The organism is Providencia sp. PROV004, from assembly GCF_011045615.1.
In the GTDB taxonomy this organism is placed as follows: Bacteria; Pseudomonadota; Gammaproteobacteria; order Enterobacterales; family Enterobacteriaceae; genus Providencia; species Providencia rettgeri.
Genome location: NZ_CP042859.1, coordinates 4,088,643 through 4,110,627, shown reverse-complemented (window position 1 = coordinate 4,110,627; position 21,985 = coordinate 4,088,643). Strand labels below are relative to the sequence as shown.

Annotated in this window: 22 protein-coding genes and 3 pseudogenes; 13 read left to right on the top strand and 12 right to left on the bottom strand. The window is 52.9% G+C overall.

Features of this window, described 5'->3' with window-relative positions; translation table 11 throughout:
- Window positions 1-558, bottom strand: a complete 558-nt coding sequence (locus FVA69_RS18945; protein WP_001162012.1) for a recombinase family protein — start codon at window positions 556-558, stop codon at window positions 1-3.
- Window positions 559-863: 305 nt separating this feature from the next.
- Window positions 864-1,877 carry a class 1 integron integrase IntI1 gene (gene intI1, locus FVA69_RS18940; RefSeq protein WP_000845054.1) on the bottom strand — a complete coding sequence of 338 codons (1,014 nt, stop codon included), beginning with the start codon at window positions 1,875-1,877 and terminating at the stop codon, window positions 864-866.
- Between the two features lie 144 nt (window positions 1,878-2,021).
- Between intI1 and dfrA12 the strand changes: the two genes are divergently transcribed.
- From dfrA12 to FVA69_RS18925, 3 genes and pseudogenes are all read left to right on the top strand, one after another.
- Window positions 2,022-2,519, top strand: coding sequence for a trimethoprim-resistant dihydrofolate reductase DfrA12 (gene dfrA12 / locus FVA69_RS18935; protein ID WP_001083725.1), 498 nt, complete (start codon window positions 2,022-2,024; stop codon window positions 2,517-2,519).
- Between the two features lie 111 nt (window positions 2,520-2,630).
- Window positions 2,631-2,921, top strand: coding sequence for a DUF1010 domain-containing protein (locus tag FVA69_RS18930; protein WP_001336345.1), 291 nt, complete (start codon window positions 2,631-2,633; stop codon window positions 2,919-2,921).
- A gap of 5 nt (window positions 2,922-2,926) precedes the next feature.
- Window positions 2,927-3,765 (top strand): annotated as a pseudogene (locus FVA69_RS18925) (AadA family aminoglycoside 3''-O-nucleotidyltransferase).
- Between the two features lie 514 nt (window positions 3,766-4,279).
- Here the strand turns inward: FVA69_RS18925 and FVA69_RS18920 are convergent.
- Window positions 4,280-5,479, bottom strand: coding sequence for an IS91 family transposase (locus FVA69_RS18920; RefSeq protein WP_015344972.1), 1,200 nt, complete (start codon window positions 5,477-5,479; stop codon window positions 4,280-4,282).
- 166 nt (window positions 5,480-5,645) lie between these two features.
- Between FVA69_RS18920 and FVA69_RS18915 the strand changes: the two genes are divergently transcribed.
- Entirely contained in the window at window positions 5,646-6,038 is a 393-nt protein-coding gene (locus FVA69_RS18915; RefSeq protein ID WP_108168472.1) for a pyridoxamine 5'-phosphate oxidase family protein, read from the top strand.
- Window positions 6,039-6,357: 319 nt separating this feature from the next.
- Here FVA69_RS18915 and bleO read toward each other — a convergent pair whose 3' ends face one another.
- Both bleO and FVA69_RS18905 read right to left on the bottom strand, forming a co-directional pair.
- A complete protein-coding gene (gene bleO / locus FVA69_RS18910; protein ID WP_064732565.1) occupies window positions 6,358-6,762 on the bottom strand; it encodes a bleomycin binding protein in 405 nt (134 codons plus the stop codon).
- Between the two features lie 9 nt (window positions 6,763-6,771).
- Window positions 6,772-7,476, bottom strand: a complete 705-nt coding sequence (locus tag FVA69_RS18905; protein WP_001067858.1) for an IS6-like element IS26 family transposase — start codon at window positions 7,474-7,476, stop codon at window positions 6,772-6,774.
- Window positions 7,477-7,626: 150 nt separating this feature from the next.
- On the opposite strand from FVA69_RS18905, the gene aph(3')-Ia reads away from it, so the two are divergent.
- Window positions 7,627-8,442: an aminoglycoside O-phosphotransferase APH(3')-Ia gene (gene aph(3')-Ia / locus FVA69_RS18900; protein WP_000018329.1), complete on the top strand. Its 816-nt coding sequence runs from the start codon at window positions 7,627-7,629 to the stop codon at window positions 8,440-8,442.
- Window positions 8,443-8,631: 189 nt separating this feature from the next.
- Here aph(3')-Ia and FVA69_RS18895 read toward each other — a convergent pair whose 3' ends face one another.
- The gene (locus tag FVA69_RS18895) at window positions 8,632-9,336 is read right to left on the bottom strand and encodes an IS6-like element IS26 family transposase (RefSeq protein WP_001067855.1); all 705 of its coding nucleotides are present in this window, start codon (window positions 9,334-9,336) and stop codon (window positions 8,632-8,634) included.
- A 113-nt stretch (window positions 9,337-9,449) separates the two neighbouring features.
- Here FVA69_RS18895 and aac(3)-IVa point away from each other — a divergent pair, with 113 nt between their 5' ends.
- The 3 genes and pseudogenes from aac(3)-IVa to FVA69_RS21860 all read left to right on the top strand — a co-directional run.
- Window positions 9,450-10,226 carry an aminoglycoside N-acetyltransferase AAC(3)-IVa gene (gene aac(3)-IVa, locus FVA69_RS18890; protein WP_001199192.1) on the top strand — a complete coding sequence of 259 codons (777 nt, stop codon included), beginning with the start codon at window positions 9,450-9,452 and terminating at the stop codon, window positions 10,224-10,226.
- A gap of 228 nt (window positions 10,227-10,454) precedes the next feature.
- Window positions 10,455-11,480 (top strand): aminoglycoside O-phosphotransferase APH(4)-Ia, encoded by a 1,026-nt coding sequence (gene aph(4)-Ia / locus FVA69_RS18885; protein ID WP_000742814.1) that lies wholly within the window; start codon window positions 10,455-10,457, stop codon window positions 11,478-11,480.
- A gap of 5 nt (window positions 11,481-11,485) precedes the next feature.
- Window positions 11,486-11,791, top strand: a pseudogene (locus tag FVA69_RS21860) (AAC(3) family N-acetyltransferase); the annotation flags it as partial.
- 110 nt (window positions 11,792-11,901) lie between these two features.
- Here the strand turns inward: FVA69_RS21860 and FVA69_RS18875 are convergent.
- Window positions 11,902-12,654 carry an IS6 family transposase gene (locus tag FVA69_RS18875; protein ID WP_000602738.1) on the bottom strand — a complete coding sequence of 251 codons (753 nt, stop codon included), beginning with the start codon at window positions 12,652-12,654 and terminating at the stop codon, window positions 11,902-11,904.
- A gap of 85 nt (window positions 12,655-12,739) precedes the next feature.
- Between FVA69_RS18875 and FVA69_RS18870 the strand changes: the two are divergent.
- The 3 genes and pseudogenes from FVA69_RS18870 to FVA69_RS21780 all read left to right on the top strand — a co-directional run.
- A pseudogene (locus tag FVA69_RS18870) lies at window positions 12,740-14,239 on the top strand (Tn3 family transposase); the annotation flags it as partial.
- A 53-nt stretch (window positions 14,240-14,292) separates the two neighbouring features.
- Complete coding sequence (locus tag FVA69_RS21855) at window positions 14,293-14,427, top strand: phenol hydroxylase subunit (RefSeq protein ID WP_223231885.1); 135 nt, start codon at window positions 14,293-14,295, stop codon at window positions 14,425-14,427.
- Window positions 14,428-14,464: 37 nt separating this feature from the next.
- Window positions 14,465-14,950: a hypothetical protein gene (locus FVA69_RS21780; RefSeq protein ID WP_006581703.1), complete on the top strand. Its 486-nt coding sequence runs from the start codon at window positions 14,465-14,467 to the stop codon at window positions 14,948-14,950.
- 196 nt (window positions 14,951-15,146) lie between these two features.
- Here the strand turns inward: FVA69_RS21780 and FVA69_RS18850 are convergent.
- Window positions 15,147-16,237, bottom strand: a protein-coding gene (locus FVA69_RS18850) for an IS4-like element ISAba1 family transposase (RefSeq protein WP_085940648.1) whose coding sequence is annotated in 2 segments (ribosomal slippage) — window positions 15,147-15,697 and window positions 15,697-16,237 — 1,092 coding nt in all. Because the reading frame shifts where the segments join, the coding sequence is not laid out codon by codon here.
- Between the two features lie 89 nt (window positions 16,238-16,326).
- Between FVA69_RS18850 and sul2 the strand changes: the two genes are divergently transcribed.
- Both sul2 and FVA69_RS21775 read left to right on the top strand, forming a co-directional pair.
- Entirely contained in the window at window positions 16,327-17,142 is an 816-nt protein-coding gene (gene sul2 / locus FVA69_RS18845) for a sulfonamide-resistant dihydropteroate synthase Sul2 (RefSeq protein WP_164529213.1), read from the top strand.
- A gap of 86 nt (window positions 17,143-17,228) precedes the next feature.
- Window positions 17,229-17,531: a phosphoglucosamine mutase gene (locus tag FVA69_RS21775; protein WP_000251875.1), complete on the top strand. Its 303-nt coding sequence runs from the start codon at window positions 17,229-17,231 to the stop codon at window positions 17,529-17,531.
- A gap of 175 nt (window positions 17,532-17,706) precedes the next feature.
- On the opposite strand, the gene FVA69_RS18830 is transcribed toward FVA69_RS21775, so the two are convergent.
- From FVA69_RS18830 to FVA69_RS21440, 4 genes are all read right to left on the bottom strand, one after another.
- Entirely contained in the window at window positions 17,707-19,200 is a 1,494-nt protein-coding gene (locus FVA69_RS18830) for an IS91-like element ISCR2 family transposase (RefSeq protein WP_015344975.1), read from the bottom strand.
- A 111-nt stretch (window positions 19,201-19,311) separates the two neighbouring features.
- Window positions 19,312-19,617, bottom strand: coding sequence for a LysR family transcriptional regulator (locus tag FVA69_RS18825; protein WP_001255015.1), 306 nt, complete (start codon window positions 19,615-19,617; stop codon window positions 19,312-19,314).
- 27 nt (window positions 19,618-19,644) lie between these two features.
- A complete protein-coding gene (gene floR / locus FVA69_RS18820) occupies window positions 19,645-20,859 on the bottom strand; it encodes a chloramphenicol/florfenicol efflux MFS transporter FloR (RefSeq protein WP_000214122.1) in 1,215 nt (404 codons plus the stop codon).
- 222 nt (window positions 20,860-21,081) lie between these two features.
- Window positions 21,082-21,966: a DUF3363 domain-containing protein gene (locus tag FVA69_RS21440; protein WP_001447541.1), complete on the bottom strand. Its 885-nt coding sequence runs from the start codon at window positions 21,964-21,966 to the stop codon at window positions 21,082-21,084.
- Window positions 21,967-21,985: the final 19 nt, after the last annotated feature.

The following is a 21,985-nucleotide window of genomic DNA, read 5'->3' as shown; positions in this document are numbered from 1 at the left end:
TCAGTCTTCCCGCAGGTACTGGTACAAGGTTTCGCGGCTGATGCCGAAGTCACGGGCCACCAAGGTTTTTTGGTCGCCTGCCGCAACTCGCCGTTTCAACTCGGCAATTTGTTCGCTGTTCAGCGATTTCTTTCGTCCCCGGTAGGCACCGCGCTGCTTGGCCAGCACGATTCCCTCGCGCTGACGTTCGCGGATCAGGGCGCGCTCGAACTCAGCGAAGGCTCCCATGACCGACAGCATCAGATTGGCCATCGGTGAGTCCTCGCCGGTGAACTTCAGCCCTTCTTTGACGAACTCCATGCGCACGCCCCGTTGTGTCAGCCCTTGGACGATGCGGCGCAGGTCATCAAGGTTGCGTGCCAGCCTGTCCATGCTATGCACCACCACGGTGTCGCCCTCGCGGACGAAGGCCAGCAGCCTTTCCAGCTCGGGACGCTGGGTGTCCTTGCCAGAAGCCTTGTCGGTGAACACCCGCGCCACCTGAACACCCTCCAATTGCCGTTCCGGGTTCTGGTCGAAGCTGCTGACGCGGACATAGCCGATGCGTTGACCTTGCAAGATGCCTCCAAAGGCAAAAGTGTCAGGATGAAATCTATTACCTTTGACGGAATATGTCAATCAATAGGAAATTTAACTCTATTCTGACATCGTTTGCACATGGTGTCGTTTTCAGAAGACGGCTGCACTGAACGTCAGAAGCCGACTGCACTATAGCAGCGGAGGGGTTGGATCCATCAGGCAACGACGGGCTGCTGCCGGCCATCAGCGGACGCAGGGAGGACTTTCCGCAACCGGCCGTTCGATGCGGCACCGATGGCCTTCGCGCAGGGGTAGTGAATCCGCCAGGATTGACTTGCGCTGCCCTACCTCTCACTAGTGAGGGGCGGCAGCGCATCAAGCGGTGAGCGCACTCCGGCACCGCCAACTTTCAGCACATGCGTGTAAATCATCGTCGTAGAGACGTCGGAATGGCCGAGCAGATCCTGCACGGTTCGAATGTCGTAACCGCTGCGGAGCAAGGCCGTCGCGAACGAGTGGCGGAGGGTGTGCGGTGTGGCGGGCTTCGTGATGCCTGCTTGTTCTACGGCACGTTTGAAGGCGCGCTGAAAGGTCTGGTCATACATGTGATGGCGACGCACGACACCGCTCCGTGGATCGGTCGAATGCGTGTGCTGCGCAAAAACCCAGAACCACGGCCAGGAATGCCCGGCGCGCGGATACTTCCGCTCAAGGGCGTCGGGAAGCGCAACGCCGCTGCGGCCCTCGGCCTGGTCCTTCAGCCACCATGCCCGTGCACGCGACAGCTGCTCGCGCAGGCTGGGTGCCAAGCTCTCGGGTAACATCAAGGCCCGATCCTTGGAGCCCTTGCCCTCCCGCACGATGATCGTGCCGTGATCGAAATCCAGATCCTTGACCCGCAGTTGCAAACCCTCACTGATCCGCATGCCCGTTCCATACAGAAGCTGGGCGAACAAACGATGCTCGCCTTCCAGAAAACCGAGGATGCGAACCACTTCATCCGGGGTCAGCACCACCGGCAAGCGCCGCGACGGCCGAGGTCTTCCGATCTCCTGAAGCCAGGGCAGATCCGTGCACAGCACCTTGCCGTAGAAGAACAGCAAGGCCGCCAATGCCTGACGATGCGTGGAGACCGAAACCTTGCGCTCGTTCGCCAGCCAGGACAGAAATGCCTCGACTTCGCTGCTGCCCAAGGTTGCCGGGTGACGCACACCGTGGAAACGGATGAAGGCACGAACCCAGTTGACATAAGCCTGTTCGGTTCGTAAACTGTAATGCAAGTAGCGTATGCGCTCACGCAACTGGTCCAGAACCTTGACCGAACGCAGCGGTGGTAACGGCGCAGTGGCGGTTTTCATGGCTTGTTATGACTGTTTTTTTGTACAGTCTATGCCTCGGGCATCCAAGCAGCAAGCGCGTTACGCCGTGGGTCGATGTTTGATGTTATGGAGCAGCAACGATGTTACGCAGCAGGGCAGTCGCCCTAAAACAAAGTTAGCCATATGAACTCGGAATCAGTACGCATTTATCTCGTTGCTGCGATGGGAGCCAATCGGGTTATTGGCAATGGTCCTAATATCCCCTGGAAAATTCCGGGTGAGCAGAAGATTTTTCGCAGACTCACTGAGGGAAAAGTCGTTGTCATGGGGCGAAAGACCTTTGAGTCTATCGGCAAGCCTCTACCGAACCGTCACACATTGGTAATCTCACGCCAAGCTAACTACCGCGCCACTGGCTGCGTAGTTGTTTCAACGCTGTCGCACGCTATCGCTTTGGCATCCGAACTCGGCAATGAACTCTACGTCGCGGGCGGAGCTGAGATATACACTCTGGCACTACCTCACGCCCACGGCGTGTTTCTATCTGAGGTACATCAAACCTTCGAGGGTGACGCCTTCTTCCCAATGCTCAACGAAACAGAATTCGAGCTTGTCTCAACCGAAACCATTCAAGCTGTAATTCCGTACACCCACTCCGTTTATGCGCGTCGAAACGGCTAACCATTCCGTCAACGGGACGCCAAAATGCTGCGCATTTTGGTTCCCTCCGCTGCGCTCCGGCTCTCGTTACGTCCAACGTTAGCACCACTGAAACCCAGCTTTATTTAGCTCATGTTTATTCAAACGGCATTTAGCTTTTCAGGCGTTATTCAGTGCCTGTTTTGCCTTTTTTCCGGGCTTCGCCTGCATGGGCTGCGCAGGTTTTCAGTCTTTTTGGCCTCTAGCCCTTGCGTAGCAAGCGCAAGCAGCTATCGTTTTTGCAGTGCTGTGCCGCCTCGGTGGCGCAGCGTTTTTTCACGGTTAGCGCCCGTCGCCAAATTCAAGTTATCCGTTTTGGCTTCTGGTTCTAACATTTCGGTCAAGCCGACCCGCATTCTGCGGTCGGCTTACCTCGCCCGTTAGACATCATGAGGGAAGCGGTGACCATCGAAATTTCGAACCAACTATCAGAGGTGCTAAGCGTCATTGAGCGCCATCTGGAATCAACGTTGCTGGCCGTGCATTTGTACGGCTCCGCAGTGGATGGCGGCCTGAAGCCATACAGCGATATTGATTTGTTGGTTACTGTGGCCGTAAAGCTTGATGAAACGACGCGGCGAGCATTGCTCAATGATCTTATGGAGGCTTCGGCTTTCCCTGGCGAGAGCGAGACGCTCCGCGCTATAGAAGTCACCCTTGTCGTGCATGACGACATCATCCCGTGGCGTTATCCGGCTAAGCGCGAGCTGCAATTTGGAGAATGGCAGCGCAATGACATTCTTGCGGGTATCTTCGAGCCAGCCATGATCGACATTGATCTAGCTATCCTGCTTACAAAAGCAAGAGAACATAGCGTTGCCTTGGTAGGTCCGGCAGCGGAGGAATTCTTTGACCCGGTTCCTGAACAGGATCTATTCGAGGCGCTGAGGGAAACCTTGAAGCTATGGAACTCGCAGCCCGACTGGGCCGGCGATGAGCGAAATGTAGTGCTTACGTTGTCCCGCATTTGGTACAGCGCAATAACCGGCAAAATCGCGCCGAAGGATGTCGCTGCCGACTGGGCAATAAAACGCCTACCTGCCCAGTATCAGCCCGTCTTACTTGAAGCTAAGCAAGCTTATCTGGGACAAAAAGAAGATCACTTGGCCTCACGCGCAGATCACTTGGAAGAATTTATTCGCTTTGTGAAAGGCGAGATCATCAAGTCAGTTGGTAAATGATGTCTAACAATTCGTTCAAGCCGACCGCGCTACGCGCGGCGGCTTAACTCCGGCGTTAGATGCACTAAGCACATAATTGCTCACAGCCAAACTATCAGGTCAAGTCTGCTTTTATTATTTTTAAGCGTGCATAATAAGCCCTACACAAATTGGGTAAAACCGCAAGAACTGTAATTATGAATTTGTCAGAAAACTATCCGTACAAGGAAGTGTATGAAAAATGTCTGGTATAATAAAGATATCATCTTGAAAATCGAGTGTTGCTCTGTGGATAACTTGCAGGGTTTAATAAGTATCTTTACTCAAAAGTTGCAATCAATAATTTATTGAAAAAGATTGAAAGGTGGTGGTAAATAATGTTACAATGTGGGAGTATCAGTTTAAATTCTTCGTGAAATAGTGTTCATGGTTAGGAAATTCGATTAACAGTTTAATGAGTTAATAACGATATGTTTCGTCATCAGAGTCTACTAAAAGGTCTCTATCGTATTTAAACTTAACCTTGCTAACGCGTAACCGCACTATTTTTAACCAAAAACTGAAATGATAGGCACACTGATCCTAGGCTGCGGTTTGTAACCATCGCTTTTTAGCCATTTTATCCCGCCTTTCTGACAGTAAAGTGACCGCGTGTAGGCCTTTTTCGGCACTCATAAACCGCAGTCGGTTTCCGCATAAAATACATTGGTACGGATCCGTGTTTAAAAATCCTTTGGTCAGGGCTGCAAACCCCGGTTTTTCAGGCACGTTAGGATGAATCATGTCCAACGCGTCATACACTTTAGGTAATAAGTGCCCACGTTTGCGATTGGCTAAAAAACCGTAATAGCGGATCATTTTAAAATGGCGAGCTGGGATATGACTGACATAACGTCTTATCATTTCTTCTTGGGATAAAATTTGTCGCCGATGTTGCTGGCTGTGGTGATCATAATAATGATGGAGCACGGTGCCGCCGCTGTAGTGTTTCAATTGAGAGGCCGAGATAGGCGGACGTTTTAAGTAACGCCCTAGATATTTGACGTTGTGCCACGCGCCTCGGGTTTTCTTAGCAAAATGGAGTTTCCAATAACGTTGAAACTGGGCATTGAGGTAACGACACCACGTTGGGTAATCGCGAATATGCCCGAAACCAGGCAATTTATTCGGTTGTAACTGAACATAGTTGTCTCGAAGGAGCCGAATAACGGCACTGCGCCAGACTTTTTCGACGTCTTTCTTTTTAAAGAAAATCGGCTTCCAGGTGTCGTATTTGGTGAGACCGCCTCGGGTGACGGATAAATGAATGTGGGGATGTTGATTGAGTTGGCGACCATAGGTGTGCAGTGCACAAAAAATGCCAATGTCGAGTCCAAGGCGTCTAGCGTATTTGAGCATAGCACGGGTGGCACAGCGAAAGAGTTGGTTGAGCAAGGCCCAGTTGTTATTGAAAAAAGGCCAAAGCAAGTGCGGCATCGTGAGAGTGATATGTTGCCATTCGCAATCTGGCAAAATATGCCGTTGTTGGGCGATCCACTGTTCGGTGCCTTTGAGCCCACACGCACTGCAAGCTTTGGATTTACAGGTTTGACAAAAGAAGCGCGAATGCGTGCATTCAGGAGAAGAACAGCAATAACGTCGAACGCCCATCGCGCAGGTGCTACAGGCGAGCATCTTTTCAACACAGAGGAGTTGCCATTCATCGACAGGGTTGTTATCAATGAAGCGGTTCCATCCGTCGTCATATTGAAATAGCAGTTTAGTGGGTCTGGGAATATACATGAAGCAGAGTATAAAAGACGAGAAGAGAGTTGCCTAGAAATAGAGCGGCTTTGCCGCGATGCTCACGCCAAAGGCGTGCTTATGTTCTTTTAAGCTAATAAAAAATGCACGTGGAATTTAGGTCAAAGAAAAGTAAAGAAAAATTTATTTATGGAGGTAAAAAAGGATGAGTCAAGTTGTTGATTTTTTAAATGAAGCAAAAACTTTTTATTTTGCAACCGTTGAAGGAGACCAGCCAAGGGTCAGACCGTTTAATGCAGCCATGGAGAGGAATGGCAAGGTCTATCTTGGTACAACCAATCAGAAAAAAGTTTATCAGCAGTTATTGGCAAATTCAAAGGTGGAAGTCTCAGGTATGGCAAAAGGAAAATGGATTCGGCTCACCGGCGAAGCCGTAATTGATGATACCGTGGAAGCAAGGGAAGCAATGCTTGAAGCAAATCCGCCTTTGAGAGTTTGGTATAGCGCTGATGATGGGAAATTCACCGTATTTTATTTGAAAAACATGCAGGCAGTTTTATATTCCTTTACAGGAGATCCGGAGATATTAGATAATTAATCAAAACATGCAGCCCAAGTGTAGAATGAACTGACCCCCATAAGTTAGACCAAAAATCTAACTTATGGGAGGTCATTTTTTATGGCAAAATACAGTTATGAATTTAAGTTACAAGTTGTTCAAGCATATTTAGATTTTTATTTTGTCCGTTTTGTCTAGCTTACCGAAAGCCAGACTCAGCAAGAATAAAATTTTTATTGTCTTTCGGTTTTCTAGTGTAACGGACAAAACCACTCAAAATAAAAAAGATACAAGAGAGGTCTCTCGTATCTTTTATTCAGCAATCGCGCCCGATTGCTGAACAGATTAATAATAGATTTTAGCTTTTTATTTGTTGAAAAAAGCTAATCAAATTGTTGTCGGGATCAATTACTGCAAAGTCTCGTTCATCCCACCACTGATCTTTTAATGATGTATTGGGGTGCAAAATGCCCAAAGGCTTAATATGTTGATATAATTCATCAATTCCCTCTACTTCAATGCGGCAACTAGCAGTACCAGCAATAAACGACTCCGCACCTGTACAAACCGGTGAATCATTACTACGAGAGCGCCAGCCTTCATCACTTGCCTCCCATAGATGAATCCGAACCTCATTACACATTAGAACTGCGAATCCATCTTCATGGTGAACCAAAGTGAAACCTAGTTTATCGCAATAAAAACCTATACTCTTTTTAAGGCACTGTTGCAAAGTTAGCGATGAGGCAGCCTTTTGTCTTATTCAAAGGCCTTACATTTCAAAAACTCTGCTTACCAGGCGCATTTCGCCCAGGGGATCACCATAATAAAATGCTGAGGCCTGGCCTTTGCGTAGTGCACGCATCACCTCAATACCTTTGATGGTGGCGTAAGCCGTCTTCATGGATTTAAATCCCAGCGTGGCGTTGATTATCCGTTTCAGTTTGCCATGATCGCATTCAATCACGTTGTTCCGGTACTTAATCTGTCGGTGTTCAACGTCAGACGGGCACCGGCCTTCGCGTTTGAGCAGAGCAAGCGCGCGACCATAGGCGGGCGCTTTATCCGTGTTGATGAATCGTGGGATCTGCCACTTCTTCACGTTGTTGAGGATTTTACCCAGAAACCGGTATGCAGCTTTGCTGTTACGACGGGAGGAGAGATAAAAATCGACAGTGCGGCCCCGGCTGTCGACGGCCCGGTACAGATACGCCCAGCGGCCATTGACCTTCACGTAGGTTTCATCCATGTGCCACGGGCAAAGATCGGAAGGGTTACGCCAGTACCAGCGCAGCCGTTTTTCCATTTCAGGCGCATAACGCTGAACCCAGCGGTAAATCGTGGAGTGATCGACATTCACTCCGCGTTCAGCCAGCATCTCCTGCAGCTCACGGTAACTGATGCCGTATTTGCAGTACCAGCGTACGGCCCACAGAATGATGTCACGCTGAAAATGCCGGCCTTTGAATGGGTTCATGTGCAGCTCCATCAGCAAAAGGGGATGATAAGTTTATCACCACCGACTATTTGCAACAGTGCCCTCTGATGTTACATTGCACAAGATAAAAATATATCATCATGAACAATAAAACTGTCTGCTTACATAAACAGTAATACAAGGGGTGTTATGAGCCATATTCAACGGGAAACGTCTTGCTCGAGGCCGCGATTAAATTCCAACATGGATGCTGATTTATATGGGTATAAATGGGCTCGCGATAATGTCGGGCAATCAGGTGCGACAATCTATCGATTGTATGGGAAGCCCGATGCGCCAGAGTTGTTTCTGAAACATGGCAAAGGTAGCGTTGCCAATGATGTTACAGATGAGATGGTCAGACTAAACTGGCTGACGGAATTTATGCCTCTTCCGACCATCAAGCATTTTATCCGTACTCCTGATGATGCATGGTTACTCACCACTGCGATCCCCGGGAAAACAGCATTCCAGGTATTAGAAGAATATCCTGATTCAGGTGAAAATATTGTTGATGCGCTGGCAGTGTTCCTGCGCCGGTTGCATTCGATTCCTGTTTGTAATTGTCCTTTTAACAGCGATCGCGTATTTCGTCTCGCTCAGGCGCAATCACGAATGAATAACGGTTTGGTTGATGCGAGTGATTTTGATGACGAGCGTAATGGCTGGCCTGTTGAACAAGTCTGGAAAGAAATGCATAAGCTTTTGCCATTCTCACCGGATTCAGTCGTCACTCATGGTGATTTCTCACTTGATAACCTTATTTTTGACGAGGGGAAATTAATAGGTTGTATTGATGTTGGACGAGTCGGAATCGCAGACCGATACCAGGATCTTGCCATCCTATGGAACTGCCTCGGTGAGTTTTCTCCTTCATTACAGAAACGGCTTTTTCAAAAATATGGTATTGATAATCCTGATATGAATAAATTGCAGTTTCATTTGATGCTCGATGAGTTTTTCTAATCAGAATTGGTTAATTGGTTGTAACACTGGCAGAGCATTACGCTGACTTGACGGGACGGCGCTTCCCTACCCTCATGGCCGCCTCCCAGGAATCGACCCAGGTGCTTATCGTGGACATAATCCTTTACTCATAAATTGGCACTGTTGCAAAGTTAGCGATGAGGCAGCCTTTTGTCTTATTCAAAGGCCTTACATTTCAAAAACTCTGCTTACCAGGCGCATTTCGCCCAGGGGATCACCATAATAAAATGCTGAGGCCTGGCCTTTGCGTAGTGCACGCATCACCTCAATACCTTTGATGGTGGCGTAAGCCGTCTTCATGGATTTAAATCCCAGCGTGGCGCCGATTATCCGTTTCAGTTTGCCATGATCGCATTCAATCACGTTGTTCCGGTACTTAATCTGTCGGTGTTCAACGTCAGACGGGCACCGGCCTTCGCGTTTGAGCAGAGCAAGCGCGCGACCATAGGCGGGCGCTTTATCCGTGTTGATGAATCGCGGGATCTGCCACTTCTTCACGTTGTTGAGGATTTTACCCAGAAACCGGTATGCAGCTTTGCTGTTACGACGGGAGGAGAGATAAAAATCGACAGTGCGGCCCCGGCTGTCGACGGCCCGGTACAGATACGCCCAGCGGCCATTGACCTTCACGTAGGTTTCATCCATGTGCCACGGGCAAAGATCGGAAGGGTTACGCCAGTACCAGCGCAGCCGTTTTTCCATTTCAGGCGCATAACGCTGAACCCAGCGGTAAATCGTGGAGTGATCGACATTCACTCCGCGTTCAGCCAGCATCTCCTGCAGCTCACGGTAACTGATGCCGTATTTGCAGTACCAGCGTACGGCCCACAGAATGATGTCACGCTGAAAATGCCGGCCTTTGAATGGGTTCATGTGCAGCTCCATCAGCAAAAGGGGATGATAAGTTTATCACCACCGACTATTTGCAACAGTGCCGTTGATCGTGCTATGATCGACTGATGTCATCAGCGGTGGAGTGCAATGTCGTGCAATACGAATGGCGAAAAGCCGAGCTCATCGGTCAGCTTCTCAACCTTGGGGTTACCCCCGGCGGTGTGCTGCTGGTCCACAGCTCCTTCCGTAGCGTCCGGCCCCTCGAAGATGGGCCACTTGGACTGATCGAGGCCCTGCGTGCTGCGCTGGGTCCGGGAGGGACGCTCGTCATGCCCTCGTGGTCAGGTCTGGACGACGAGCCGTTCGATCCTGCCACGTCGCCCGTTACACCGGACCTTGGAGTTGTCTCTGACACATTCTGGCGCCTGCCAAATGTAAAGCGCAGCGCCCATCCATTTGCCTTTGCGGCAGCGGGGCCACAGGCAGAGCAGATCATCTCTGATCCATTGCCCCTGCCACCTCACTCGCCTGCAAGCCCGGTCGCCCGTGTCCATGAACTCGATGGGCAGGTACTTCTCCTCGGCGTGGGACACGATGCCAACACGACGCTGCATCTTGCCGAGTTGATGGCAAAGGTTCCCTATGGGGTGCCGAGACACTGCACCATTCTTCAGGATGGCAAGTTGGTACGCGTCGATTATCTCGAGAATGACCACTGCTGTGAGCGCTTTGCCTTGGCGGACAGGTGGCTCAAGGAGAAGAGCCTTCAGAAGGAAGGTCCAGTCGGTCATGCCTTTGCTCGGTTGATTCGCTCCCGCGACATTGTGGCGACAGCCCTGGGTCAACTGGGCCGAGATCCGTTGATCTTCCTGCATCCGCCAGAGGCGGGATGCGAAGAATGCGATGCCGCTCGCCAGTCGATTGGCTGAGCTCATGAGCGGAGAACGAGATGACGTTGGAGGGGCAAGGTCGCGCTGATTGCTGGGGCAACACGTGGAGCGGATCGGGGATTGTCTTTCTTCAGCTCGCTGATGATATGCTGACGCTCAATGCCGTTTGGCCTCCGACTAACGAAAATCCCGCATTTGGACGGCTGATCCGATTGGCACGGCGGACGGCGAATGGCGGAGCAGACGCTCGTCCGGGGGCAATGAGATATGAAAAAGCCTGAACTCACCGCGACGTCTGTCGAGAAGTTTCTGATCGAAAAGTTCGACAGCGTCTCCGACCTGATGCAGCTCTCGGAGGGCGAAGAATCTCGTGCTTTCAGCTTCGATGTAGGAGGGCGTGGATATGTCCTGCGGGTAAATAGCTGCGCCGATGGTTTCTACAAAGATCGTTATGTTTATCGGCACTTTGCATCGGCCGCGCTCCCGATTCCGGAAGTGCTTGACATTGGGGAATTCAGCGAGAGCCTGACCTATTGCATCTCCCGCCGTGCACAGGGTGTCACGTTGCAAGACCTGCCTGAAACCGAACTGCCCGCTGTTCTGCAGCCGGTCGCGGAGGCCATGGATGCGATCGCTGCGGCCGATCTTAGCCAGACGAGCGGGTTCGGCCCATTCGGACCGCAAGGAATCGGTCAATACACTACATGGCGTGATTTCATATGCGCGATTGCTGATCCCCATGTGTATCACTGGCAAACTGTGATGGACGACACCGTCAGTGCGTCCGTCGCGCAGGCTCTCGATGAGCTGATGCTTTGGGCCGAGGACTGCCCCGAAGTCCGGCACCTCGTGCACGCGGATTTCGGCTCCAACAATGTCCTGACGGACAATGGCCGCATAACAGCGGTCATTGACTGGAGCGAGGCGATGTTCGGGGATTCCCAATACGAGGTCGCCAACATCTTCTTCTGGAGGCCGTGGTTGGCTTGTATGGAGCAGCAGACGCGCTACTTCGAGCGGAGGCATCCGGAGCTTGCAGGATCGCCGCGGCTCCGGGCGTATATGCTCCGCATTGGTCTTGACCAACTCTATCAGAGCTTGGTTGACGGCAATTTCGATGATGCAGCTTGGGCGCAGGGTCGATGCGACGCAATCGTCCGATCCGGAGCCGGGACTGTCGGGCGTACACAAATCGCCCGCAGAAGCGCGGCCGTCTGGACCGATGGCTGTGTAGAAGTACTCGCCGATAGTGGAAACCGACGCCCCAGCACTCGTCCGAGGGCAAAGGAATAGAGTAGATGCCGACCGAACAAGAGCTGATTTCGAGAACGCCTCAGCCAGCAACTCGCGCGAGCCTAGCAAGGCAAATGCGAGAGAACGGCCTTACGCTTGGTGGCACAGTTCTCGTCCACAGTTCGCTAAGCTCGCTCGGCTGGGTCGCGGGAGGGCCGGTCGCAGTGATTCAGGCCCTTCTGGATTGTGTTGGTCCCCAGGGCACGATTGTCATGCCCACGCACTCGGGTGATCTGACTGATCCCGCAGATTGGAGATCGCCGCCCGTGCCTGCCGATTGGGTGCAGATCTTGCGCAACGAGATGCCGGCATACGATCCGCAAACCACACCAACTCGGAACATGGGTGCAGTGGCTGAATTGTTCCGGGCGTGTCGCAAACACTTTTGGAGGCAGCTATCACCCAGCCAAGGCCGGTATTTTCATGCTTTGTTAACCTTTTGCAGTCCGAAGAGGCGCGCAAGCAAATCATTCTGGTCATTGACGGTCCAGCCGCCTGAAAAGCCAAAGCCCTTCCGCAGCCACAGCATCGCCTCGAAACCCGCGATGGTTCGCCGCGCCGTGTTAAAGGATTGGAAACCGCCGATCTTCGGCATGTTCTTCTTCACCCGGAAATGGTCGCTCTCAATCCCCTGCTGGAGATGTTTGGTCACATAATGCACGGGATCGGGATGGAGAAGCCCATCATCAACCGACGTTTTGATCGTTGACGGGAAGGTGTTGGCCCCGTCCGTCCCAATCCTGTTCGGCGACAACAAGGGTTCATCTTTAAGCATCTTTCGGAAGAACCGCTTGGCAGCGTCGAGATCGCGCTTAGCGGTCAGCAGGAAATCCACCGGATTGCCATGCTTATCGATGGCTCGGTACAGATAGCGCCATTTGCCGCGGATCTTGACATAGGTCTCATCAATCCGGACCGAGCCGCAATGGGGTCGACGAAACTGCCGCAGCCGTTTCTCGATGACAGGTGCATAAGCCAATACCCAGCGGTTGATCGTGCTATGATCGACCTCGAAGCCCCGCTCGCGAAACATCTCTTCCAAGTCACGATAGCTGAGCGGGTAGCGCAAGTACCAGGCAACCGCCTGTACAATCAGCCAGGCCTCGAAATGCCTGCCCTTGAAATCATCCTTCGACTGGCGCTTCAGCTTTTCGGCAATGGTATTCAAAATCATCGGCTCGCTCCGCAATATCAGGAGCGGCAACTTCTCTCCCCATGGTCAACATCGAGTTAACCTGAAGAATTTGCGACAAGGCCATGCGTTCCGCTCCGGAGATGTCTGGCTTACTAGGTCCCGGCGCTATGGCGATCTGAAACACGCACTCGTTCCGGCACAATCCATCGCGGAAGGCGGTCGTCTCGCTGTGCCATTGCGGCCGGAGGAATGGCTGGCAGACCGGCAAGCTCGCCTCGACATGCGGTTGCGCGAGCTTGGCCGTGCCGCTCGCGCAGGCACGATCCCGGGCGGGTCGATTGAAAACGGCGTTCTGCATATCGAGAAACTCGAAGCCGCCGCGCCGACAGGCGCCGAAGATCTGGTGCTCGATCTCTACAAGCAGATCCCGCCCACGCGCATCACCGATCTCCTGCTGGAGGTGGATGCGGCGACCGGCTTCACCGAAGCGTTCACCCATCTGCGCACAGGAGCACCCTGCGCTGACCGGATCGGGCTAATGAACGTTATCTTGGCGGAAGGGATCAACCTCGGCTTGCGCAAAATGGCGGATGCGACAAACACCCACACCTTCTGGGAATTGATCCGCATTGGACGGTGGCATGTCGAGGGCGAAGCCTATGACCGGGCGCTGGCCATGGTGGTCGAGGCACAGGCAGCGTTACCCATGGCCCGGTTCTGGGGCATGGGCACGTCGGCTTCGAGCGACGGACAGTTCTTCGTCGCTACAGAGCAAGGTGAGGCCATGAACCTGGTCAACGCGAAATATGGCAATACCCCGGGCCTGAAAGCCTATAGCCACGTCTCCGACCAATATGCGCCGTTCGCAACCCAGGTGATTCCTGCAACGGCAAGCGAAGCGCCTTACATCCTCGATGGCCTGCTGATGAACGATGCTGGACGCCATATCCGCGAGCAGTTCACCGACACGGGCGGCTTCACCGATCACGTCTTTGCCGCATGTGCCATTCTCGGCTACCGGTTCGCTCCGCGCATCCGCGACCTGCCATCCAAACGGCTCTACGCGTTCAATCCGTCGGCCGCCCCGGCGCACCTGCGAGCGTTGATCGGCGGAAAGGTCAACCAAGCCATGATCGAGCGCAATTGGCCCGACATCCTGCGCATCGCCGCCACCATTGCTGCCGGGACCGTCGCGCCAAGCCAGATTCTGCGGAAACTCGCCTCCTATCCGCGGCAGAACGAGCTCGCGACAGCCCTGCGGGAAGTCGGTCGCGTCGAGCGCACCCTGTTCATGATCGACTGGATTCTGGATGCCGAACTCCAACGGCGTGCCCAGATCGGGCTCAACAAAGGCGAAGCTCATCATGCGCTGAAGCGGGCAATCAGCTTCCACCGCCGCGGTGAAATCCGCGACCGTTCCGCCGAAGGCCAGCATTACCGCATCGCCGGCATGAATCTGCTCGCCGCCATCATCATCTTCTGGAACACCATGAAGCTCGGCGAGGTCGTTGCAAACCAGAAACGCGATGGAAAGCTGCTATCGCCCGATCTCTTGGCCCATGTTTCGCCGCTCGGATGGGAACACATCAATCTCACCGGAGAATATCGCTGGCCAAAGCCTTAGCGTAGGATTCCGCCCCCTCCCGCAAACGACCCCATCCAGAGTTAGCTGTAGAAATGATTATGCCAGTCAAGGCTTTTGAAGAATTCTGCGCACACCATCAAGTACAGCACCTAAGTACGGATGATTTTGCAAAGATTGAATATGACCGCATGAAGTGGCGATTTGGACAGGCCGGTATTAGAGAATAAAAACTCTAGTCTTTATTAAAAAATCAGGAAGATTTATATGCAAATTGATATTAAAACATCTTCAGTTAAGCCTTTAAGAAATACTTATGCTTATATTGAAAAAAGATTTGGTGATAAACCAGCTTCACGTTATCAAGAAGCGACCTACGATATTCAGGAAGAAATTAATTTTCATTACAAACCTTTATGGCAGCCTGAATTTGATCTTTACGATAAGGGCCGTACTGTAATCCAAATGAAAGATTGGTACGTGCTTAAAGATCCTCGTCAATTTTATTATGGGGCTTATACCCAAACTCGAGCTAAACAACAAGAGATTTTAGAAAGTAATTTTACGCTTGTTGAAAAACACGATTTATTAAGAAATATTTCTGAAGAAATTCTAAACAAAGTAACGAAATTACTACTCCCACTTTATTGTAAACAAGACATTTTTATCTTTTATATTCAATGGCTTATTTTCCTGCTAATTGGTAATACCATGAAAAATACCATGCTCAGAAAAGGCTTAACAATATTTTGAAAAATTGCCTACTGAGCGCTGCCGCACAGCTCCATAGGCCGCTTTCCTGGCTTTGCTTCCAGATGTATGCTCTTCTGCTCCTGCAGCTAATGGATCACCGCAAACAGGTTACTCGCCTGGGGATTCCCTTTCGACCCGAGCATCCGTATGAGACTCATGCTCGATTATTATTATTATACTCTGTACACGACAAATTTCACAGAACCCTTATCCTATCAGGATTCTGCTTTCTTAAAATTGCCAAAATTTCCTTAAACTCTTCTTTTTTCCCAAAACCAATTAAACGCTGAATCGCCATTTGAACATAGTCTAAACCATAGCGAAATAAACTCATTGAGAGTCGTCCATGCTTCTTTATTTTTATCGCTTTTTTTTGATTATGTTGCCATTCACCCGTTAAGTAACACCAACAGAAGCTTATAGCTAACACCGCAATCAATTTTTTCACTCGTCTAGGGTCTGTCAAGCGCGTATTTTCAAGATTAAACCCGCGTCCTTTGAGACAACTGAATAAGGTTTCAATTTCCCAGCGTAATGCATAATCCTGAATAGCATTGGCATTAAACTGAGGAGAAACGACGAGTAAAAGCTCTCCATTTTCTAACTGTAGTGCACTTATATATAGTTTCACCCGACCAACCAAAATCCGTCGTTTACGACATTCAATTTGACCAACTTTAAGATGGCGAAATAAATCACTAATTTTATGATTCTTTCCTAAATGATTGGTGACAATGAAGTTTTTTTAACACGAATGCAGAAGTTGATGTCTTGTTCAATTAACCATGTAAACCACTGCTCACCGATAAACTCTCTGTCTGCGAACACATTCACAATACGGTCTTTACCAAAAATGGCTATAAAGCGTTGAATCAAAGCAATACGCTCTTTCGTATCTGAATTTCCACGTTTATTAAGCAATGTCCAAAGGATAGGTATCGCTATTCCACGATAAACGATTGCGAGCATCAGGATATTAATATTTCGTTTTCCCCATTTCCAATTGGTTCTATCTAAAGTCAGTTGCACTTGGTCGAATGAAAACATATTGAAAATCAACTGAGAAATTTGACGATAATCAAAATACTGACCTGCAAAGAAGCGCTGCATACGTCGATAAAATGATTGTGGTAAACACTTGATGGGCAAGGCTTTAGATGCAGAAGAAAGATTACATGTTTGCTTTAAAATAATCACAAGCATGATGAGCGCAAAGCACTTTAAATGTGACTTGTTCCATTTTAGAGATTTGTTTAAGATAAGATATAACTCATTGAGATGTGTCATAGTATTCGTCGTTAGAAAACAATTATTGTGACATTATTTCAATGAGTTATCTATTTTTGTCGTGTACAGAGATTATTATAGAAGCCCCCATGAATAAATCGCTCATCATTTTCGGCATCGTCAACATAACCTCGGACAGTTTCTCCGATGGAGGCCGGTATCTGGCGCCAGACGCAGCCATTGCGCAGGCGCGTAAGCTGATGGCCGAGGGGGCAGATGTGATCGACCTCGGTCCGGCATCCAGCAATCCCGACGCCGCGCCTGTTTCGTCCGACACAGAAATCGCGCGTATCGCGCCGGTGCTGGACGTGCTCAAGGCAGATGGCATTCCCGTCTCGCTCGACAGTTATCAACCCGCGACGCAAGCCTATGCCTTGTCGCGTGGTGTGGCCTATCTCAATGATATTCGCGGTTTTCCAGACGCTGCGTTCTATCCGCAATTGGCGAAATCATCTGCCAAACTCGTCGTTATGCATTCGGTGCAAGACGGGCAGGCAGATCGGCGCGAGGCACCCGCTGGCGACATCATGGATCACATTGCGGCGTTCTTTGACGCGCGCATCGCGGCGCTGACGGGTGCCGGTATCAAACGCAACCGCCTTGTCCTTGATCCCGGCATGGGGTTTTTTCTGGGGGCTGCTCCCGAAACCTCGCTCTCGGTGCTGGCGCGGTTCGATGAATTGCGGCTGCGCTTCGATTTGCCGGTGCTTCTGTCTGTTTCGCGCAAATCCTTTCTGCGCGCGCTCACAGGCCGTGGTCCGGGGGATGTCGGGGCCGCGACACTCGCTGCAGAGCTTGCCGCCGCCGCAGGTGGAGCTGACTTCATCCGCACACACGAGCCGCGCCCCTTGCGCGACGGGCTGGCGGTATTGGCGGCGCTGAAAGAAACCGCAAGAATTCGTTAACTGCACATTCGGGATATTTCTCTATATTCGCGGTTCAGCAGGCATGTCCCCTTTGAGGGCGACCCGACGACAGGATAATCGACCTTATGGTGCGCAAATATTTCGGCACAGACGGTATTCGTGGCAAAGCCAACGAAGGCGCGATGACGGCGGAAACCGCCTTGCGCGTCGGCATGGCGGCTGGCCGTGTCTTTCGTCGCGGTGACCACCGCCATCGTGTCGTGATCGGCAAGGATACGCGCCTGTCGGGCTATATGCTTGAACCCGCGCTCACAGCCGGTTTCACCTCGATGGGCATGGACGTATTCCTTTTTGGCCCGCTGCCGACAACGTATAGGAAGAATAAACGCCCTTTTCACCCAAGTCCAACAGCTTTGGACCGCAGTTGACTCTTTCGACACCCCTGCGATGCAACCCAATCCGGCTGACGGGGAGCCAGCAACGCTGAAAATTTACCCTCCTCTTTCCCACTAGCGGCTCCTTTTCCGACAACCAGCACGGCGGATCCCTGCCGCGGCGCTGTGAACGCAGCATTTTGATTGGTATCGTTGGCCTTCAGGCTCGTCAGTCAAACAGACCCAGGAGCAGCTCAGCCGGTGGCGCCCGGCTTTCGGGTAACGCCCTGGTCCCGCTGGTTTCGGCTTTGTGCTTCAGGTGATCAAGGATCTGCTTGATCACTATAGGGTCTTCAATGCAGGCGATGACTTTCATGGCGCCGCCGCAGCCGCTGCAGGTCTCGATGTCGATATTGAAAACACGCTTGAGCCGTTGCGCCCATGTCATCGACGCTCGCCGTTGTGCTGGTGTTGCCGGTTCATCAGCCACCCTGACCTTGTTGCCCCTGCCCCGTTTTGCCGGCGTGACCAACGCCCGGTGCCGACTGTTGGGTGCGAACACCCCGTGGAAGCGGGTTAGGTTGACTCTGGGCTTCGGTACCAGGGCGGCCAGCCTTGCAATGAAATCCAATGGTTCGAAAATGACGTGCGTGGTGCCGTCCCGGTACGGCGTCTTGAGCTGGTAGCGCACGTTGCCGCCTCGTGTTAACGACAGCCGCTTCTCGGATACCGCCGGGCGGCTGATGTACCGGCACAGCCGTTCGAGCTTCTTGCGTTCATCGGCCCTGGCCGCCACGCCGGCGTGCAGGCTGAACCCGGCTACCTTGCCAATCCCGTCACCGAACGGATCACCACTGGTCGGCAGAGTTTGCAAAGTGAACACCTTTCGCCCCGCCTGTGAACCGACAGCGATACGGTAAGTGATCGAGTGCCCCAGCAGGGGTGTCATCGGGTCGTCATCCACCGCATCCGAGGCCAGATAGCTGTTTTCGACATCCCGTTCCAGCAGGCCTTGCCGTTCCAGATAGCGACCCACCCGGTGGGCGATGGTGTGCGTCAGCTGGGTGAGCTCTGGGCTGGTCGGCGCCTTGACCCAGCGGAAACGCGCTGAGCCGTGGGATTGCTCGACATACACACCGTCGAGAAACAGCATGTGGAAGTGAACATTCAGATTGAGCGCCGATCCAAAACGCTGGATCAGGGTGACCGCGCCCGTCTTGGCCACTTGGTGGGTATGGCCCGCTTTCTTGACCAGGTGCGTGGCAATGACGCGGTAAACGATGCCCAGCACCCACCCCATGATCTCGGGCCGGCTGGCAAACAGGAAACGCAGCTGAAACGGGAAGCTCAACACCCACTGACGCATGGGTTGTTCAGGCAGTACTTCATCAACCAGCAAGGCGGCACTTTCGGCCATCCGCCGCGCCCCACAGCTCGGGCAGAAACCGCGACGCTTACAGCTGAAAGCGACCAGGTGCTCGGCGTGGCAAGACTCGCAGCGAACCCGTAGAAAGCCATGCTCCAGCCGCCCGCATTGGAGAAATTCTTCAAATTCCCGTTGCACATAGCCCGGCAATTCCTTTCCCTGCTCTGCCATAAGCGCAGCGAATGCCGGGTAATACTCGTCAACGATCTGATAGAGAAGGGTTTGCTCGGGTCGGTGGCTCTGGTAACGACCAGTATCCCGATCCCGGCTGGCCGTCCTGGCCGCCACATGAGGCATGTTCCGCGTCCTTGCAATACTGTGTTTACATACAGTCTATCGCTTAGCGGAAAGTTCTTTTACCCTCAGCCGAAATGCCTGCCGTTGCTAGACATTGCCAGCCAGTGCCCGTCACTCCGCGGTCTTCACTGCGTGATCGAGTTGATCGACACCCGCCGTGACACGCTCCATGAAGTGCCTGCCTGCGTCTGTTAGCCGAACGCCCCGCGCATGGCGCTCAAATAGCAGGACACCAAGGTTATCCTCCAGCGCTTTCACACGCGCGCTGACGCTCGACTGGCTGATACCAAGTGCCTTGGCCGCATGCCGAAAATTCAGATGCTCGGCGACGGCGATGAACTGAACAAGGGAAATGAGCGGTATCCTGCCAGACAGGATACCGACATTCACGAGGTTTCGATGGTTAGTGCGCCGCATCGGAGCGGGCCTGCTACCAGTCGTCGGTTAGACGACTGGCGACTTCTCGGTGGCAGCCCCACGGAGCCGAAGGAGCACCAGCCCCAACGAAACCAGTACCGCCATCGCCGTGGCGTAACAGATCACGGGCCACGCTGTGTCACCGTTTAAAAGTGCCACCGCCAATGTCCCGACAATGCTGACTATCAGGCTTTGAACGCAGAAGTAGAACGCGACCGCTGATCCCGCGATGTCGTCGAACTCTGCCAAAGCGCCGTTCGCGGTAACGGACACCGTGAAGACAATACCGACCGCGACAACCCACATCGGTAGGATGAAGGTGAGGAATGACGGCGAGCCGTAAAGTTCGCCGATCCCCAACAGGACCGCTCCGCAAACAAGCAACGCCATCCCACGCGCCACGCATCCTGCGATGCCCCATCTGGCGACAAAGGACTTCGCGAAACGGGTTGTCACGATCATTACAAGCGCGACAGTGGCGAAGGCAAAGCTGAATCCGATCTCGGAATATTCCGCTTGGCCTATGAGCACACGGGGAGCCGTCGAGAAGAAGACGAAGTAGGTGCCCATACCGGCGCTAAAGCCGACAGTGTAAACCCAAAAAGCCGGACTCGCGAAGATCGGCAAGACAGATCGGCGCGTCTTGACTTGATCCAGAGGGCGGGTTTCGTGCCACCTGAAACCCGCATTTAGGAGTGCGAGCATCGCCAGTATAGCCAAAGTAATGAATATCGCCTGCCATCCCAAGAACTCGCCGATCAATACTCCGGCGATAGGGCCGAGCGCAGGCACGAACGCCAGCATCGAACTGAAAAGGCCGTAGATGACGACACCCTCAGGACGGTTGGCATAAACGTCGCGAACCGTCGCGAACGTCGCCACCAGCATGGCCGACGCGCCCACTGCTTGAAGTAGACGGAAAGCGACAAAGGCCGGTGCAGTTGAAGACCAAGCTGCTCCCAGAGACGCAATGACGAAAGCCGTTGCGCCCGCAAGTAGAATTGGCCGTCGCCCGATTCTGTCTGAGAGCGGACCAAAAATCACCTGGCCCACGCCGAGCATCACCATATAGAGGCTCAACGTGAGTTGGATCATAGCGGGCGTCGTGTTCAGGATGCCGGGCATCGCTGGAACGACAGGGAGATAAATATCCATCGCCAGTGAAGCGAGGATGTCGAAAGGAGCCATCAGCAGCAGTGCTGCCGGCAGCGTATAGGCCCACGCGGGGCGTGTGGTGGTCATGACGAATCAACCCTCGATTAAGATTAAGGAATACCGGGCGACGTCTGCTCGTCAGCAATCAGATGAGACTAGCCTTACAGAGCGCCGCAACAACAATACTGGTTGTTGCGGCTTACTTGTCTGCTGACTTGGAATTTCCCATCTGATTACTCCACGCTTACGAATATGAATTGCTACATTTTATCAGATTATCTTTTGCTTCGCAATGCGGCATGGGCGCACTCAGCGTTCCAGCCCCCTCTGCCGCCCTAACTGCCACGACACCGACCCGCCCTGCACGATGCCCATAACCTCGCGGCCGAGTTGGCGGTCGATGATCGGCCGCCACGGGACAAGGGTGAACTCATGGGATTTCTCGACCACGGCGAACTTGCCGCTCGATAGATGCACGGTTCCGGTAAACTTGCCGCTGACGCTCTCGCCGTCCGTGGCGGCGCGGAACGGCAGGCCCTTACTCAAAGCCATATCCGATCCGACGCCGGCTACCTCGCGCTCCCGCAGGATGGCGAGAAGGTTGCGCCGGTAGAAGACGCGGCTGTCCCGGCTGCGGGTGGCGTCGCCCTGTTCGATATGGTGCTCGCGGCGCTGGTCCATGGCTTCGCGGACTTGTTGCCCGAAGCCGGTTGGCGCAAGGTCGGCCGTCTCGCCGTGGATCAGCCGCCGGTCCAGCCAGGTCGCGCCGTCCGATCCGATCTGTTTGTTCAGATCGACCGGGGAAAGGACGCGAACGCTGGCCTGACTGTCTCGGCCGGCGTCATGGGCGGCGGCACGGCTGACCAGATCATCGGGGATGCGCCATTGGTCGGCGTCGATCCGCTCGACGATACCGGCCCGGCGTAGCGCCTCCAGCCGGCGCACATGGGCATCGACATAGCCCTCATAGTCGCCGCCTGGAACGCGGCACGTATAGGAAGAATAAACGCCCTTTTCACCCAAGTCCAACAGCTTTGGACCGCAGTTGACTCTTTCGACACCCCTGCGATGCAACCCAATCCGGCTGACGGGGAGCCAGCAACGCTGAAAATTTACCCTCCTCTTTCCCACTAGCGGCTCCTTTTCCGACAACCAGCACGGCGGATCCCTGCCGCGGCGCTGTGAACGCAGCATTTTGATTGGTATCGTTGGC

What these genes read in the sequence shown, in the direction of transcription:
- sul2 (WP_164529213.1), top strand. Translation starts at nt 16,327, where the DNA reads ATGAATAAATCGCTCATCATTTTCGGCATCGTCAACATAACCTCGGAC.
- FVA69_RS18825 (WP_001255015.1), bottom strand. Translation starts at nt 19,617, where the DNA reads ATGCGGCGCACTAACCATCGAAACCTCGTGAATGTCGGTATCCTGTCT.
- intI1 (WP_000845054.1), bottom strand. Translation starts at nt 1,877, where the DNA reads ATGAAAACCGCCACTGCGCCGTTACCACCGCTGCGTTCGGTCAAGGTT.
- FVA69_RS18915 (WP_108168472.1), top strand. Translation starts at nt 5,646, where the DNA reads ATGAGTCAAGTTGTTGATTTTTTAAATGAAGCAAAAACTTTTTATTTT.
- FVA69_RS18875 (WP_000602738.1), bottom strand. Translation starts at nt 12,654, where the DNA reads ATGATTTTGAATACCATTGCCGAAAAGCTGAAGCGCCAGTCGAAGGAT.
- FVA69_RS18830 (WP_015344975.1), bottom strand. Translation starts at nt 19,200, where the DNA reads ATGCCTCATGTGGCGGCCAGGACGGCCAGCCGGGATCGGGATACTGGT.
- FVA69_RS18920 (WP_015344972.1), bottom strand. Translation starts at nt 5,479, where the DNA reads ATGTATATTCCCAGACCCACTAAACTGCTATTTCAATATGACGACGGA.
- FVA69_RS21780 (WP_006581703.1), top strand. Translation starts at nt 14,465, where the DNA reads ATGCAAATTGATATTAAAACATCTTCAGTTAAGCCTTTAAGAAATACT.
- FVA69_RS18930 (WP_001336345.1), top strand. Translation starts at nt 2,631, where the DNA reads ATGTTTATTCAAACGGCATTTAGCTTTTCAGGCGTTATTCAGTGCCTG.
- floR (WP_000214122.1), bottom strand. Translation starts at nt 20,859, where the DNA reads ATGACCACCACACGCCCCGCGTGGGCCTATACGCTGCCGGCAGCACTG.
- FVA69_RS21775 (WP_000251875.1), top strand. Translation starts at nt 17,229, where the DNA reads ATGGTGCGCAAATATTTCGGCACAGACGGTATTCGTGGCAAAGCCAAC.
- dfrA12 (WP_001083725.1), top strand. Translation starts at nt 2,022, where the DNA reads ATGAACTCGGAATCAGTACGCATTTATCTCGTTGCTGCGATGGGAGCC.
- FVA69_RS18905 (WP_001067858.1), bottom strand. Translation starts at nt 7,476, where the DNA reads ATGAACCCATTCAAAGGCCGGCATTTTCAGCGTGACATCATTCTGTGG.
- FVA69_RS18895 (WP_001067855.1), bottom strand. Translation starts at nt 9,336, where the DNA reads ATGAACCCATTCAAAGGCCGGCATTTTCAGCGTGACATCATTCTGTGG.
- FVA69_RS21440 (WP_001447541.1), bottom strand. Translation starts at nt 21,966, where the DNA reads ATGCTGCGTTCACAGCGCCGCGGCAGGGATCCGCCGTGCTGGTTGTCG.
- FVA69_RS21855 (WP_223231885.1), top strand. Translation starts at nt 14,293, where the DNA reads ATGATTATGCCAGTCAAGGCTTTTGAAGAATTCTGCGCACACCATCAA.